Raw genomic sequence first — 15,172 nt, 5'->3', positions numbered from 1 at the left:
TCATGACCACCCTCATGGGATTCATCCTCAATACCGTTCAGCCGCGCGTCAACGATCCCGCCAACACCAGGATGTGGCTTCCGGCGCTGCTGATGCAGCTGCGCAATGACGACGGCAGCCCGACCTTGCCCATTCATGCCGGCCGGCAGGATCTCGGCGCGCTCACCGGCACCAACGGCGGCTTCGTCGCCGATACGTTCAACAGCGTCTATTCGATCATGAACCAGGTTGACACCAAACCCGACCCGGACGCGATGTTTCCGCTGCTGACCTTGCCCAACGTCACCCTGGACGGGCTTCAGAACATGAAGCTCGCCGATACGAGCAACCAGCCGACGCCGGACGGCTATGTCGTGCACATCGATCTCGCCTTCGACGCCTATCAGGGAGAGGTCGGCGGCAATCCCATGCCTCCGCTCACCTTCAGCGGGCGCTACGAGATCGAGCAGAAGCTCGAGGTCATCGCCACCGGCGAGAAAGTGACCATCACCGGCCATGGCAGCTTCACGGTGGTCGTGACGGACTGCAAGCTGGTCGCGACGGCGGGCGCGACGATCTCGGGAACCGGCGCCGGCCGGGTCAACACGATCGCCGTCAGCGCTCTCGAGATCGTCGGAACGTCGCCCACGGGACCGGCTCTGAATTTCACGAACCTCACCCTCGACGACGACTTGCCGCAGAAGGCGCAGCTGATGGCGACGATCCAGGACGCCCTCAGCGATCCGCAGGCGGCCGGCGCCTTCCTCTCGGCGATCAACGAGATGCTGTCCGCGCAGGAAAATCTGGAAAGCGTCAATCGCCTTCTCTCGGACAAGACGACGGGCGTGCTCGACGGCATCTTCGGTCCGCTGCCCGCCTCCGGCCTGCCGGTCGATGGGCCTGATCAGAAAGCGCTGACGCCCGTCGATCAATTCCTGTTCGACCGTGTCCGCCTGTCGCTCGCCGATCCCGGCAGCAGCTGGTTCCTTCCCCTCCAGCTGGCGAGCAGCGACGACCCGGTGCTCGAGCCCTATTCCAACCCGCAGGTCGACGTTCCCGACCAGACGATAAAGGGGCTCGTCTATAGCGGCATCGTCCTCACCGACGTCCTGCTAGCCGGCGCCTCCAACGCCGCCGCGCCGCTCGACCAGACGATCCTCGCGACCACCAGCTTTTCGACGCGGGTCGCGCTCGGGAGCTTGCCCGAAGGTCCGGCGCACCAGGTTCCGCGTCAGGGCGGCTCGGTCTCGATGCCGGTGCCGCCGGCACCGCCGCTCACCTTCTCCGCGCGTTTCTCGCTCGTCCAGCAGGGCTTCAAGCCGGTCCCGCTGAAGGGCACCCTGGTGGCGACCATCGAGAACGTCTTCGTGAACCTGACGATGACGCCCTCGGGCGCGGACGTCGATCATCTGACGATGACGATGAGCCAGGTCTCGGCCGATGTCAGCGCGGCGCGGATCGCGCCCTCGGTCTCGCTCGATCCGCCCAACGGCCCGCTGGAACAGATACTCGACGCCCTGTTCGCCAAGTCCGACGTCCAGCAGCAGGTCCTCGCCGCCCTGAACACCGCCCTCGCCGAGCAGCAGGGGGCGATTTCGGAACAGTTCACCCAGATCGCCCGCAACGCGATCCTTTCGCAACTTGGAAACTGAACATCATGGCCGACGACAACCAGCTCATCGAGATGATCGAGAACATCCTGCTGACGCCCAGCTCGGACTTCTACATCGCGACCATCCTGCACGATCCGAACGGCGGCGCGCTGGACCCGCGGACGATCGACAGCATCGATCTCGGCACCATCGACATCCAGGGCGTGCAGATCGGCATTGTCATCCGCAACCTCGTCGTGCGCGGGCTCAGCAACGTCCAGGTCGCCTTCGACGCCGACGGCAATCCGGAGATCAGCGTCGACGGCGACACCGTCACCTTCCACGCCGTCCTGCCCAACGAGCAACCCGGCTATACGCGTCCCCCGGACGTCCCCGCGGTCGCAGCCGCCCATGGCGACCTCGACGTCACGATCGCCGGGCAGCCGATGCCGCCCGGGACGATCCTGCTCACGATCAGCGCCGTCGAGGACCTGACCGGCGTCTTCACCGCGACCGAAGGCGATGGAGGCCTCTCGACGGTGGAGATCGCCTTCACCTCCCTGTCGATCGCGCTCGACCTTCCCGCCGGCGTGATGACGATCGCGGTCGACCTCCCGACCGTGTTCAAGCAGACCATCAACCACATCCTCAACCAGCCCGACATGCAGGCAAGCTTCCTCGACAAGGTCAACGCGCAGCTTTCGAGCCAGGCGGTGCTCTCGAGCCTGTCCGAAGTGGCGACGAAAGAGGCGCGCGCGGCGCTCGGCTCGAGCTGAAAAGGAGATCCCCACCATGTCCGCAGACTTCATCCTGTCCTTCTCGGCCGCGTTCCTGAACCGGGCGAGCCAGTCGGTCTTCCCGGCCATTCAGCCGAAGATGAGCCGCTCGGGAACCATCCCGTCCATGCAGCTCACCGTCTCCTGGGGCGTGAGCGCGCCGCCCCAGTTCCAGTTCACCGGCGCGGGCGGCGGACAGATGTTCACCCTCACCATGCCGCTCGACGTCACCACCACGCCGGACGGCGGGCCGTCGCAGCAGGGGACGAGCGACGTGGTGGCGAGCTGCCGCGCGATCGTGGTGGCCGCCGGCAGCGTGCAGTTCAGCGTCGCGGACATCAGCTTCACCTCGGCCGACCCGTTCCTCCAGGCGGTGCTCAACGCCAAGAAAGCCGACATCACCGCCCAGGTGAACGACTTCGTCTCCACCCTCGCAATCCAGCTCAACGTCATCGACGGCGTCCATTTCGCCGGCTACGCGCTGCAGATCGGGCAAGGCCAGGGCGCGGCCGCGGGCGGCCTCCAGATGCCGGTCACCATCCCCCCCACTCCCGGGCTCTCGACCGACTTCGCGGCCTACATCTCGCAGCCGCTCCTCCAATATATCGTCCAGACCACCTTCTGGGCCCAGGTGCCCAAGGACTATTCGGCGAGCGGCGCCGACGTGCACCTCAACGGCTACGAGGCCGGCCTCGCCAACGGGCAATTGTGGCTGAACCTCCACCTTTCGGGGACCTACAGCTCCGCCGGGGCGGACTGGGACATCGACATCGGCACCGTCAACGTCAATCTCAACATCGCGGTCGACGGCCGCAGCCTCGTCATCCGCGGCGGCGACGTCTCGCGGCCGAGCGTCTCGCTCAATCCGTCCAACTGGCTGGCCTGGGTCTACACGATCGGCGGCGGCATCGTGACGGCGATCATCACCGCCATCCTCAACGACGTCATCGGCGGGAAGATCCAGGACAGCATCCGGGGCAACCTCAACCGGACCCTGATGGACGTGCCGGTGCTGAACGGCGCGTTCGAAGGCGTGAACATCACGCTGACGCCCAGGGACCTCGCCGTCGCCGGACAGGGCAGCCAGCTCGTCCTCACCGGCAACGCCGACGTGACGGCGAGCTGAGCAACCCCCCCCGCGCGGATCGACCGGAACCCCGCCTCATGCCGATGCTCTTCCACCAGAACATGCGGGTGTTCGGCGGCCATTCGGCGATCCGCAACGCCGTCTACGGCGTCTGCTTCGGCGGCATCGCGGCCGTGCTTCCGGCGGCGGTCGCCGTCGCCGGCTTCACCGAGATCACGGGGGCGGGGATCGGCCTCCAGGCGCAGATGGCGGTGCTCGCGACGACGCTCGACGCCGGCATCGACAACCTGCTGGTGATGGAGGTCGGCACCACGGCGCTCGGGACCACCGAATATATCGTGGTGACGTGGAACAGCTTGCAGATCGCGGTGGCGGCGGCGGGCCAGGTCACCTACGACAATCTCTCGCGCTCGTGGGTCGCGAACGGCCAACTCGCGCCCTTCGCCAACGCCTACATCCCCGCCCCGCACATGGCCTATGGCGCGCTCGACAGCCGCGGGCCGGCCTGGGTGGCGGGCACGATCGGCGGCGTCGCCGGCATCTTCATGTTCATGCACAACATGTACAATCTCGGCGACCGGAGCGGCGGCCTCTCCGGCCTGCGCCGCTGTGCGGCGATGGTGCGCACGGCGCTGGGCGGCGCCGGTGCTGATCGGCGGCGACTTCAACGCCGAGCCGCACGACATGGCCAACGGCCGCGGCGTCGATCTCTACGCCCGCGCGGCGATGGCGTTCGGCGTTCCCATCAACACGACCGCGGCCAATCCTTACGATTACTGGCTCGTCACCGATCCGCTGGTCGCCGCCGCCAACGCCCACGTCTTCCCGCAGACGCGGGTGGCCAACGCGTCCGACCATTCGGGCATCGGGCTCGTCCTGTGAACGCGATCCGTCCCTGCTCCCATTTCCACGCGGAGGTGCCGACATGACCGCCATTTTCCACCAGAACATGCGCACCTTCGGCGGCGGATCGGCCGGCCGCAACGCGGCCTTCACGGCGGCCTTCGGGGCGATGGCCGCGGGCGTCGGTGCCGGCGTCGTCGTCGCCGGCTTCACCGAGATCAGCAATCCGAACCTGACGCTCAGGAACCGGCTGCTCGGGTTTTCCGCGATCCTCGGGGCGGGCCTCACCCGGATCGCGGTGATGCAGGTCGGCACCTCGGCGCTCGGCCTCACCGAATATATCGGCATCACCTGGGACCCGGTCCAACTCGCCGCGACCCATGCGGGGATGGTCGTCTACAACAACATGACGCGGACCTGGACGCCCTACGTGTCCCCGGCACCGCCGGCGGGGCCGGCAGCGCCGGTGCTGACCATCCCCGGCGCTCCGTTCCAGGCAGTCGACAGCCGCGGGCCCGCCTTCATCGCCGGGGCGCTGGCCGGCGGCTACGGCAACGTCGTCGTCATGTTCATGCACAACATGTACAATCTCGGTGATCGCTCCACGGGTTTTTCCGGGCTCCAGTCCTGCGCGGAAAATATCCGGAACGCCCTGCCCGGCCCCTATGCCGCGGCGACGATCTATATCGGCGGCGACTACAACGTCCTTCCCCGCGATCTTCGCAAGCGGCGCGGCAACATGCCGCTGCTCACCTATCGCGCACAGCGGGTGGGCGACGCGATCGCGGGCGCCCTCGTCAACACCACGGCGGTCAATTGCTACGATTACTGGCTGCTCAGCAATCCGGCGCCGGTGCCGCTCGCCAACGTGCGCGTGTTCGCCCAGTCGCGCGCCGCTTTCGCCTCCGATCATGCCGCGATCCGCGCGACGATCTGATCCGACCTTTATTCCCCGTCCTCCCCTTTCCAGGAGACCGAGATGACCGATCCCAGCCAGTTGATTCCAGTCGTCGATGGCACGCTGACGCTCGGCGCGGACGGCTTCGGCCCGGTGATGGCCGACGCGCTGCAGCGACTCACGGGCGGCAAGCCGATCCTGGTCACAGGCGCGGACCGCAGCGTCGACGGCGAGACGGTCACGGTGGTCGGCAACGCCACCTTGCTCGGCGGGAGCGTCAAGGCAACGGTCTCGGCCACCGCGCTGAGCGACGGCGCCAGCCTCAACGCCCGCTTCGCCGCCGCCGACGGCTGGCATTTCTCGGACAGCTTCGCCTCGCTGCCGCCGTTCGCCGGAGGGTCGCAGGGCGCCGGATCGAACGGCGCAAGCCTGCTCGACCGGCTGACGATCGCCACCCCCGCTTTCTTCATCGCCACCGCGCAGGGGGAGCAGGATCCGGTGACCGGGGCCGAGCTGCCGGTGGGCGTGAGCTTCGCCGGCGATTTCCAGCCTGCGGGCATGCTCGGCATCCTCGGCAAGCTCATCCCGCCCTCCACCCTCCAGATCCCGCTGGTCGGACCGGTCCTCATCCCGCTCAAGGGCGAGACGACGCCGCCGCTCCCCTCCGCGCCGATCCCGACGATGCCCTGGCAGACGACCTGGCCGTCGCCCGGGATCGACCTGTTCGCGGAGATCGGCCACGCGACGCTCGGCGACAAGCTCGGCCTCGACGCGGTCGGCATCCGCTTCTATTCGCCGACCGACGCCGACTGGATGGCGGCGAACCCGACCTATTCCCCGATCGCGGCCGGCAGCGCCACGCTGTCGATCCCGAGCGCCGGCATCGCGGCGGACGTGACGCTGATCGGCGCCCTGTCGGCCAGCCGGGTCTCGGCCATCGGGGCGTTCAGCGGCGTGAACTTCCAGAAGCTCGCCGACATGACCGACGCCGTCGGCGGCCAGGACCTCGCCGGCGTTCTCCCGTCCGACGTCCAGGCGGGCCTCGCCAAGACGCTGGGCAAGCTCAGCCTGATCGCGGCGGTGCTCGACATCGGTCCCTCGCTGAAGGTCGAATCGGTCTCGATCGCGGTCGGCATCCCGGATCTCGACACCCAGGTGCTCCCGGGCTTCACGATCGACAGCCTGATCGCCAGCTTCAGCGTCGCCGATCCGTTCGGGAGCGATCGCGCCATCACCCTGACGATCGGCGGCCGGGTCGAGCTGTTCGGCGCCGTCTTCGACATCGACCTCGCTTATCCCGAGGTGTCGGCCCGGGCGAGCCTTGCTGCTCCGGCCGCCATCCCGCTGTCGAAGGTCGCCCAATATGTGGGCTTCGACGTTCCCGACGTGCTGCCCGATCTGACCCTCAACGCGCTCGATTTCTACGTCGACAAGGCGGGCACGGTCGCCTTCGCCGTCGCCGCGGCGCAGGATCCGCCCTGGACGATCGCCCTCGGCCCGACGAGCCTCACCGTCTCGGACGTGATGGCGAGCATCGTCCGGCCGGCCGGCGGCACGGCGTCCGCCCGTTTCGGCGGCGCGCTCACGATCGCCGGCGTCAAGCTCGGCGTGAGCTACCAGAGCCCGGGCGATTTCCTGTTGCGCAGCGAATTCCCCGAAATCTCCCTGGTCGGCCTCGCCAAGGACCTCACCGGCAGCAGCCTCGATTTCCTGCCCGGCGGCTTCGACATCGTCCTGCTCGACAATGTCGCGATGATCGAGAAGGTTGGCGCCGATCTCAAATTCCTGCTCGCCACCGACATAGAGGGTCTCGGCTGGGTGGGCTTCGAGGCGCGGCGGGCGAGCGGCACCTGGGGCTTCGCCTTCGGGCTCGACCTCGTCGACCCGCGTCTGTCGAAGCTGCCCGGCCTCGGCGGACTGGCGCCGCTCGAGAGCGTGTTCCACATGGACGAGCTCCTCCTGCTCGTCTCGTCGTTCGACGATCCCGCCTTCCAGTTCGTCCCCGCCTCCGCGTTCGACACGCCCTCGCTGCCTCCGGGCCCGGGCGTCCAGATCGCTAAGGGCGGCGTGATCCGCGGCCTCAACGCCTACGGCCGTTGGACGCTCGACCTGTCCGCCCAGGACCAGAAGCTGATGCGCGACCTGCTCGGCCTCAAGACGGTCGTCTCGATCACGCTTCAGGTCGGCGCCGTGCCGTCCAGCAACAGCGCACTGTTCCTGTCGATCGACACCACGCTGTGCGGCATGCCCCTCACCGGGCGCTTCGGCGGACGCATCCTCGACGAGGACGTCAGCCTTTTCATCGACGGAACGCTCGTCACCCATATCGGCGGCCAGGCCCAGGCCTGGATGCTCTCGCTCCAGGTCTTCCCGACCGGCATCCTGTTCATGGGCGGGATGAAGGGCACGGTCACGTTTGACGGCATCCAGCTGTCGAACCTCGGGCTCGTCATCGGCGTCGATTGGGAAGGCATCCCCTCGGTGAGCGCCGCCGGGGCGATCACCGCCGGCGACTTTCATTCCTCGGTCGCGGTCTTCTTCAACAGCGCCGATCCCAAGCAGTCGCTGCTCGCGGGCTCGATCAGCGACCTCACCCTGGCCGACGTCGTCGACGCCTTCAGCGACGGCAACGTACCCGCCGATATCGAGGCGGTGCTGAAGGAGATCGCGCTCAAGGGAACGCAGGCCTTCACGATTCCCGCCGCGACCGCCGACAGCCTGGACAAGATGGACATCCCGGCCATTTCCGCGGCCTTCGTCAATGCCGGCGTGCCGCTTCCGACCACCACCGCGCAGGTGCTCGTCAACGTCGGCACGCCGGGCGAACACTGGTTCGTCACCAACCTCGCCAACCAGATGCGCCATTATACGGCGACGAAGACGGATGCGGGGATCGTCGTCACCCTCGATCCGCAGCTCTACGTCGCGCCGCAAAAGGTCGAAATCGCCAACACGACCTATCCGCAGGGTTTTCTCGTGAATGGAGCGGTCGAGGTGCTGACGTTCGAAGCCTCGGCCACGGTCAGCGTCGACACGACGAACGGCATCGCGGTCGATGGCACGATGAGCGAAGTGGTGATCGGCACGCCCGAACTCTTCTCGCTGACCAACAGCGCCGGCGATGCCGGCCCCATACTCTCGGTGTCCACCTACCAGCAGCCGAACCGCGCGCCGCCGTTCAAGGACCCGCATGTCCTGATCGACGGACAATTGACGATGCTCGGCCTGACGCGCCGGCTCTATGTCAGCGTCGGAGCGAGCCGGGCGGTCTTCGACATGTCCGGCAATTTCATCGTCGGGATCGATTACGACTTCCACGGCTCCTTCGCCGGCGTCACCGACATGAGCTGCACGGGCTCGGTGAAGGTCGGTATCGGCACGATCGACCTGGGTCCGCTGGGCAAGATCAACGTCGGAACCTATGTCCACGCCGCGGCCGACATCGGAGTTTCGCCGACCGACATGTGGGCGAAGTTCGAGGTGGGCCTCGATTTCATGGGCAAGAGCTTCTCGGGCTCGGTGTCGCTCGACGTCTCGGTCGACACGCTGAAGGCGCTGCCGGGCAAGATCCTCGACGCCGTCAAGGCATGGCTCGAGCAGCTCTTCAAGGACGTCGACTTCTGGGCGCGCGCGATCGCCTCGAAGCTCGTCGAGGGGGTCGACGACATCGGCAAGGTGCTGACCGAATTCTACGGCCTCAGCAAGGAAGCGGCCCAGAAGGTGCTCGACACGATCGCGGCCTTCGCCGGCGGCTGCGCCGCCACCACGGCCCGCCTCGCCGCCTGAGGCGGCAGGAGGCGGAGCGCAACTGGGGGCTTTCCTACAGGCGAACCTATGTGGTTCTCTGTCGCTCATGAAGCTCGCCCGCCCGTCCGAGTCGCACGCCGCGCCGTCCCGGCCGCAGGGGGGCGGTTGCCCGCGCGCTCTTCCGCCCGCTCGATCGATCCGGTTGATCAATTCCCCGCGATTGATCGACGGAATTTTTCCCAAGCGCGGAACCTTCCTAAACTTCCGCTTCGCCGGCGAGGCGGAGGCGGTCGCCGAGCAGGTCCGCCCATTGATCGAGCATCCGGCGCAGGACCGCGGGGTCGCGCTGCACCGGCGCCTCGAGCGCGAGGCCGCGCAGCAGGGTGAAGGTCATCCGCACCAGCAGCTCCGGATCGTCGCCGGGCCGCCGCGCCCTGAACAGGCCGCCGATCCCTTCCGCCAGCGCGTCCGCCAGCCTTCCCATCATCGGCTGCACCCGCGCCCGCAGCTCGGCGTCGCTGCGCAGCGCCACGAACAGTTCGAGCGACGCGTCGTAGCGCCAGTCGGACGCCAGCCGCTGCCACAGCTCCCCGACCAGGATCCGGAACGGATCGGCGCTGCCGGGCTGGAGGCGGCGCGCGGCCTCGATCGTCCGCGCCAGCGCCCCGTTCAGCAGATGCTCGGCCGCGTCCGCCACCAGATCCACCCTGGACGCATAATGGTGCTGCATCGCGCCGCGCGACAGCTCGGCCAGCTCCGCCACCCGCTGGGTGGTGGTGCCGCGATAGCCGTGGCGGGCGAGCGCCTCGATCGTCGCCTCGCACAGCCGCCGCCGCGCAGCGGCGCTCCGCTCCTGCTGGCTGCGCCTTTGCCTCGCTTGTGCCTCCATAGGGGCACATCTGCGCCGCCGCCCGGGCAATTACAATATGATTTGCTGGTAAGTAGCTGCTCCTCGGTCCCTGCCGGAAAGCGTTGACCGGGGCGATTTTGCAATCCATCCTGCTTGCAAAACGGTTCTCGAAAAGGCCGATCGGAGAGAGGATATGGAGGCTTCAGGTCCGCGCAACCTGGTCGAGCTCTATCGCGGCTATGCCGAGCGCAATTCGGGCAAGCCGGCGGTGAGCTGCGTGCTGCCCAACGGCATGTCGGCGACGCTGAGCTATGACGAGCTGGAGGACGCCGCCGACGCGGTCGCCGCCTTCCTGCGCGAGGAGCTGAAGCTTCCGCCCCGCAGCGTGATCGCGGTCCAGGCGCCCAACTGCCTCGCCTTCCCGGCCATCTCCAAGGGCGTGGTGAAGGCCGGGATGGTCCCGACCGGCATCAATCCGCTCTACACGGTCCGCGAAGTCGCCGACCAGATCGAGATGTCGGGCGCCAAGGTGCTGTTCGTGCTCGACGCGTTGGCGGGCGAGCTCGAGGCGGTGGTCGCCCGCACCGGCCCGATCGAGGTGGTGACACTGTCGGTCGGCGACCTGTTCCCGGCATTGAAGGCGCGGCTGATCGACTTCATGCTCCGCCGGGTGAAGAAGATGGTGCCGGCCACCCGGGTCCCCCACCGCCGCTTCCGCGACGTGCTGAAGACCGGCCGCCGACACGCGCGGCGGGTCGGCCGCGGCATCGACGCTTATTCGGCCGGGATCGGCCCGGACGATCTGGTCGGCCTGTCCTTCACCGGCGGCACCACCGGCCGCTCCAAGGGCGTGATGCAGATGCACGGCGCGATGGTGTCGAGCATCGACCAGCTGGTCGAGCATCTCGGCGGCCCCTGGCGCGCGGGCAACGAGATGCGCACCCTGCTCGTGCTGCCCTTCTACCATGTCTTCGGCATGGGCATGATGCTGCAGGCGGCGGCGCAGGGCGGGCACATCATCCTCATCCCGAACCCGCGCCCGCTCACCAACCTGAAGCCGGCGTTCGAGAAGTTCCGCCCGACCTTCCTGCCGGGCGTTCCCACCCTCTTCGCCAATCTGATGAACGAGGAGTGGTTCCTTCCCTTCGCGCGTGATCTCAAGCTCTGCCTCAGCGGCGCCGCCCCGCTCGCGCCCGCCACGCAGCGGCGCTGGCGCGAGCTGACCGGCGTGCCCATCCACGAGCTTTACGGCATGACCGAATGCGGCCTCGCCACCTGCACCCCGCTCGACGGCGGCGACTATACCGGGACGATCGGGAAGCCGCTGCCGAGCATCGACATCCGCGTGGTGGACGAGGACGGGAACGACGTGCCGGACGGCGAGCCGGGCGAGCTGCTGCTCAAGGGTCCGCAGCTGATGAAGGGCTATCTCGACATGCCCGAGGAGACGGAAAAGGCGCTGGCCGGCGGCTGGCTCCACACCGGCGACATCGTGGTCAAGGAGCCGGGCGGCGTGCTGCGCATCGTCGACCGCGCCAAGGACATGGTGATCGTGTCCGGCTTCAACGTTTACCCGTCCGAGGTGGAAGCGGTGATCACGAGCCATCCCAAGGTGGTGGAATGCGCCGCCATCGGCATCCCCTGCCCGGAGGCCGGCGAGCGGGTGAAGGCGTTCGTCGTCGCCGGCGACGCGGGGCTGACCGAGGAGGAGCTGCGCGCGCATTGCCGGGAGCAGCTCACCGCCTACAAGGTCCCCAAGCAGTTCGAGCTGGTCGCCGATCTTCCCAAGTCCCCGGTCGGCAAGATCCTGCGGCGCGAGCTGCGCGAGAAAGTGGAGAGCGTCTGAATGCGCCTGACCCCCGAGCATGAGCAGCTCTCCCGCACCGTCGAGCGGGTGATCGCGGACGAGATCAACCCCTATGTCGACGAATGGGAAAAAGCCGGCATCTTCCCGGCGCACGAGCTGTTCCCCAAGCTCGGCAAGGCCGGCCTGCTCGGCATCACCAAGCCTGTCGAATATGGCGGCCTGGGGCTCGACTTCAGCTATGCCGCCGCGGCGGCCGAGGCTTACGGCACCTGCCGCTGCGGCGGCGTGCCGATGGCGATCGGCGTCCATACCGACATGGCGACGCCCGCGCTCGCCCGCTTCGGATCGGACGAACTGAAGGCCGAATTGCTGCCGCCCACCATCGCCGGCGAGGTGGTCTGGTGCCTCGGCGTCTCCGAGGTCGGCGCCGGCTCCGACGTCGCCTCGACCAAGACCGTCGCCCGCAAGGACGGCGGCGACTATGTGATCAACGGCGGCAAGATGTGGACGACCAGCGGCACCCAGGCCGATTATATGTGCCTGCTCGCCAACACCTCCGAGGGCGCGCCGCACAAGAACAAGTCGCTGATCGTCCTCCCGATGAAGACGCCGGGCGTCACCGTCGCGCGCAAGCTCGACAAGCTCGGCATGCATTCCTCCGACACCGCGCAGATCTTCTTCGAGGACGTGCGCGTGCCGCAGCGTTACCTGATCGGGCAGGAGGGGATGGGCTTCGTCTACCAGATGCTCCAGTTCCAGGAGGAGCGCCTGTGGGGCGCGGCCACCAGCCTCCGCGGCATGGACATCGCGATCGACGAGACGATCGCTTATACCAGCCAGCGCGTCGCCTTCGGCAAGCCGCTGATCGACAACCAGTATCTTCATTTCCGCCTCGCCGAGCTCAAGACCGAGGTCGAGGCGTTGCGCGCGCTCGTCTACCGCGCGGTCGACAAGTTCGTCGGCGGCGAGGACGCGACCCTGCTCGCCTCGATGGCCAAATTGAAGTGCGGCCGCCTGCTGCGCGAGGTCGCCGACACCTGCCTGCAGTTCCATGGCGGCATGGGCTATATGAACGAGACGCCGATCAGCCGCATGTACCGCGACAGCCGCCTCACCTCGATCGGCGCGGGCGCGGACGAGGTGATGCTCTCGATCATCTGCAAATATATGGGAACGCTGCCGAAGGTCCGCTTCGGCACGGAGCTGAAGGCGGCCGAATAGGTGCCGAGGCTCGACAGCCGCGTCGATCCCGCCGGCGAGGATTTTGCGCGCAACCGCGAGGAGATGCTCGCTCTCCTCGAAGAGGTGCGCGCGCTGGAGCGGCGCATCCGCGCCAACAGCGAGCGCGCCCGCGCGAAGTTCGACAAGCGCGGCCAGATGCTGCCGCACGACCGCGTCGCCGCCTTGATCGACCGGGGCTCCGATTTCCTCGAACTCTGCCCCTTCGCCGGCACCGCGATGCACGACGATGACGGCGGGGAGAATGCCGCGGGCGGCGGCATCATCGCGGGCATCGGCCGGGTGGCCGGGCGGCGCGTGCTCGTCTCGGCGTCCAACAGCGCGATCAAGGGCGGCGCGGTCAGCCCGATGGGGATGAAGAAGAGCCTGCGCCTCCAGCAGATCGCGCTGGAGAACAAGCTCCCGATCGTCACCCTTGCGGAATCGGCCGGCGCCAATCTCACCTACCAGTCCGAGATGTTCGTCGAGGGCGGCCGCACCTTCGCCAACGAAGCGCGCCTGTCCGCCGCCGGCATTCCCCATATCTGCGTCGTCCACGGCTCCAGCACGGCGGGCGGCGCCTATCTTCCGGGCCTGTCCGACCATGTCGTGGTGGTGCGCGGCCGGGCCAAGATCTTCCTCGCCGGCCCGCCTCTGCTCAAGGCCGCCACCGGCGAGGTCGCGACCGACGAGGAGCTGGGCGGCGCCGATCTCCACGCCAGCATCGCCGGCACCGCCGAATATGTCGCGGAGGACGATGCCGATGCGATCCGCATCGCCCGCGAAATCGTGGCGAAGACGGGCTGGGAGGCGCTCGACCCGGCCCCGCCGCAGCCGCCCCGCCCGCCGCTCCACGATCCCGACCAGCTCGCCGGCGCGGTGCCGGTCGATTACCGCAAGCCCTATGACGTGCGCGAGCTGCTCGCCCGCATCCTCGACGAGAGCGACTTCCTCGACTTCAAACCCGATTACGGCGCGGCGACGGTCTGCGGCTGGGGCGCGGTCGAAGGCTGGCCCTGCGGCTTCGTCGGGAATAACGGCCCGATCGACCCGGCCGGCTCGGTCAAGGCCGCCCAGTTCATCCAGCTGTGCAACCAGACCGGGACGCCGATCTGCTTCCTCCAGAACACGACCGGCTACATGGTCGGCACCGAGGCGGAGCGCGGCGGCATCGTCAAGCACGGCTCCAAGATGATCCAGGCGGTCGCCAATTCGGCGGTGCCGCACGTCACCTTCCTGGTCGGCGGCAGCTTCGGCGCGGGCAATTACGGCATGTGCGGGCGCAGCTTCGATCCGCGCTTCGTCTTCGCTTGGCCCAATGCCCGCACCTCGGTGATGGGGCCGGAGCAGGCGGCCGGCGTCATGGCGATCCTGATGGCCGAGAAAGCAAAACGCACCGGCCAGGACATGCCCGAGGAGGCGCTCGCCATCGTCCGCGGCCAGATCGTCGAGCGAATGGAGCCCGAGACCCGCGCTCTGTTCGGCAGCGCGCGCCTGTGGGACGACGGCATCATCGACCCGCGCGATACGCGGCGAATCCTGGCCATGTGCCTGGCGATGGCGCGCGAGGCCGAACTGCGGCGCCTTCGCCCCAACAGCTTCGGAGTGGCGCGCGGATGAGCTTCGAGACGCTGAAGGTGGCGCGCACGGGCTGGCGGCTCGACGTGACACTGAACCGCCCGGAGAGCCGCAACGCGATGAACGCCGCGATGGTGCGGGAGCTGTCCGCCCTCTTCGCCGCGCCCGATCCGGAGGTGCGCGCCGTCGTGTTGCGCGGCGCCGGCGGCAGCTTCTGCGCGGGCGGCGATCTGAAGGGGATGGACGGCGGCGCGATCCGCGACGTGAACCGGAGCTTCGGCGCGATGCTGCAGCGGGCCGAGGCGCTTCCCGCTCTGCTGGTCGCCGTGGTCGAGGGGCCGGCGATGGGCGGCGGCCTCGGCCTCGCCTGCGTCGCCGACGTGACGCTCGCCGCGCCCGACGCGCGCTTCGCCATGCCCGAGGTCCGGCTCGGCCTGATCCCCGCCCAGATCGCCCCCTTCGTGGTGCGCCGCATCGGCCAGGCCGCGGCCCGCCGCCTCGCGCTGATCGGCGGCACGCTCGGCGCCGAGGAGGCGCTGCGCCTCGGCCTGGCCAGCGCCGTCGGCGATGTCGACGCGCTGCTGGAGGCGACGCTGGCGGACCTCGCCAGATGCGCCCCCCGCGCCGTCGCCGCCACCAAGCGCCTCATCGCCCGCGCCGAGGAGGCGGAGCTCGGCGCGTTGCTCGACGAAGCCGCGGACGAATTCGCCGATGCGCTTGCCGGCGAGGAAGCGAGCGCCGGCATCACCGCCTTCCTCACGAGGAGCGCTCCGCCATGGGGGGCACCATGACTCCTC

The 15,172-nt window shown here is 68.4% G+C and carries 11 protein-coding genes; 10 read left to right on the top strand and 1 reads right to left on the bottom strand.

Annotation, left to right across the window (positions count from 1 at the left end; all coding sequences use genetic code 11):
• Positions 1–2 precede the first annotated feature (2 nt).
• The 6 genes from ACK4K7_RS10760 to ACK4K7_RS10735 are packed head-to-tail and all read left to right on the top strand — an operon-like array spanning position 3 to position 8,961.
• Positions 3–1,631: a hypothetical protein gene (locus ACK4K7_RS10760; RefSeq protein WP_431865904.1), complete on the top strand. Its 1,629-nt coding sequence runs from the start codon at positions 3–5 to the stop codon at positions 1,629–1,631.
• Positions 1,632–1,636: 5 nt separating this feature from the next.
• Entirely contained in the window at positions 1,637–2,347 is a 711-nt protein-coding gene (locus tag ACK4K7_RS10755; RefSeq protein ID WP_431865903.1) for a hypothetical protein, read from the top strand.
• A gap of 16 nt (positions 2,348–2,363) precedes the next feature.
• Positions 2,364–3,473 carry a hypothetical protein gene (locus tag ACK4K7_RS10750; RefSeq protein WP_431865902.1) on the top strand — a complete coding sequence of 370 codons (1,110 nt, stop codon included), beginning with the start codon at positions 2,364–2,366 and terminating at the stop codon, positions 3,471–3,473.
• Between the two features lie 38 nt (positions 3,474–3,511).
• A complete protein-coding gene (locus ACK4K7_RS10745) occupies positions 3,512–4,363 on the top strand; it encodes a hypothetical protein (RefSeq protein WP_431865901.1) in 852 nt (283 codons plus the stop codon).
• Positions 4,360–5,214: a hypothetical protein gene (locus ACK4K7_RS10740; protein ID WP_431865900.1), complete on the top strand. Its 855-nt coding sequence runs from the start codon at positions 4,360–4,362 to the stop codon at positions 5,212–5,214. The genes ACK4K7_RS10745 and ACK4K7_RS10740 overlap by 4 nt, the downstream gene beginning before the upstream one ends.
• A 42-nt stretch (positions 5,215–5,256) precedes the next feature.
• On the top strand, positions 5,257–8,961 hold the full coding sequence (locus tag ACK4K7_RS10735) for a hypothetical protein (protein ID WP_431865899.1): 3,705 nt from the start codon (positions 5,257–5,259) through the stop codon (positions 8,959–8,961).
• A 217-nt stretch (positions 8,962–9,178) separates the two neighbouring features.
• Here ACK4K7_RS10735 and ACK4K7_RS10730 read toward each other — a convergent pair whose 3' ends face one another.
• Positions 9,179–9,811, bottom strand: coding sequence for a TetR/AcrR family transcriptional regulator (locus ACK4K7_RS10730; RefSeq protein WP_431865897.1), 633 nt, complete (start codon positions 9,809–9,811; stop codon positions 9,179–9,181).
• Positions 9,812–9,965: 154 nt separating this feature from the next.
• Here ACK4K7_RS10730 and ACK4K7_RS10725 point away from each other — a divergent pair, with 154 nt between their 5' ends.
• Genes ACK4K7_RS10725 through ACK4K7_RS10710 form a run of 4 tightly spaced genes read left to right on the top strand, consistent with a single transcriptional unit; the run spans position 9,966 to position 15,166 of the window.
• Positions 9,966–11,618, top strand: a complete 1,653-nt coding sequence (locus ACK4K7_RS10725) for an AMP-binding protein (protein WP_431865895.1) — start codon at positions 9,966–9,968, stop codon at positions 11,616–11,618.
• A complete protein-coding gene (locus ACK4K7_RS10720; RefSeq protein ID WP_431865893.1) occupies positions 11,619–12,800 on the top strand; it encodes an acyl-CoA dehydrogenase family protein in 1,182 nt (393 codons plus the stop codon).
• Positions 12,801–14,417: an acyl-CoA carboxylase subunit beta gene (locus tag ACK4K7_RS10715; RefSeq protein WP_431865892.1), complete on the top strand. Its 1,617-nt coding sequence runs from the start codon at positions 12,801–12,803 to the stop codon at positions 14,415–14,417. It begins immediately after the preceding gene.
• Positions 14,414–15,166, top strand: a complete 753-nt coding sequence (locus ACK4K7_RS10710) for an enoyl-CoA hydratase/isomerase family protein (protein WP_431865891.1) — start codon at positions 14,414–14,416, stop codon at positions 15,164–15,166. Before ACK4K7_RS10715 ends, ACK4K7_RS10710 begins: the two co-directional genes overlap by 4 nt.
• Positions 15,167–15,172: the final 6 nt, after the last annotated feature.

Origin of the sequence: Allosphingosinicella sp. (genome assembly GCF_046295735.1) — a bacterium.
In the GTDB taxonomy this organism is placed as follows: domain Bacteria; phylum Pseudomonadota; class Alphaproteobacteria; order Sphingomonadales; family Sphingomonadaceae; genus Allosphingosinicella.
The sequence above is the reverse complement of the archived record's forward strand: the minus strand, read 5'-3'. Positions and strand labels throughout refer to the sequence as shown.

Coding starts and splice junctions, on each gene's coding strand:
- ACK4K7_RS10735 (WP_431865899.1), top strand. CDS start 5,257: ATGACCGATCCCAGCCAGTTGATTCCAGTCGTCGATGGCACGCTGACG.
- ACK4K7_RS10740 (WP_431865900.1), top strand. CDS start 4,360: ATGACCGCCATTTTCCACCAGAACATGCGCACCTTCGGCGGCGGATCG.
- ACK4K7_RS10710 (WP_431865891.1), top strand. CDS start 14,414: ATGAGCTTCGAGACGCTGAAGGTGGCGCGCACGGGCTGGCGGCTCGAC.
- ACK4K7_RS10760 (WP_431865904.1), top strand. CDS start 3: ATGACCACCCTCATGGGATTCATCCTCAATACCGTTCAGCCGCGCGTC.
- ACK4K7_RS10755 (WP_431865903.1), top strand. CDS start 1,637: ATGGCCGACGACAACCAGCTCATCGAGATGATCGAGAACATCCTGCTG.
- ACK4K7_RS10750 (WP_431865902.1), top strand. CDS start 2,364: ATGTCCGCAGACTTCATCCTGTCCTTCTCGGCCGCGTTCCTGAACCGG.
- ACK4K7_RS10730 (WP_431865897.1), bottom strand. CDS start 9,811: ATGGAGGCACAAGCGAGGCAAAGGCGCAGCCAGCAGGAGCGGAGCGCC.
- ACK4K7_RS10745 (WP_431865901.1), top strand. CDS start 3,512: ATGCCGATGCTCTTCCACCAGAACATGCGGGTGTTCGGCGGCCATTCG.
- ACK4K7_RS10725 (WP_431865895.1), top strand. CDS start 9,966: ATGGAGGCTTCAGGTCCGCGCAACCTGGTCGAGCTCTATCGCGGCTAT.
- ACK4K7_RS10720 (WP_431865893.1), top strand. CDS start 11,619: ATGCGCCTGACCCCCGAGCATGAGCAGCTCTCCCGCACCGTCGAGCGG.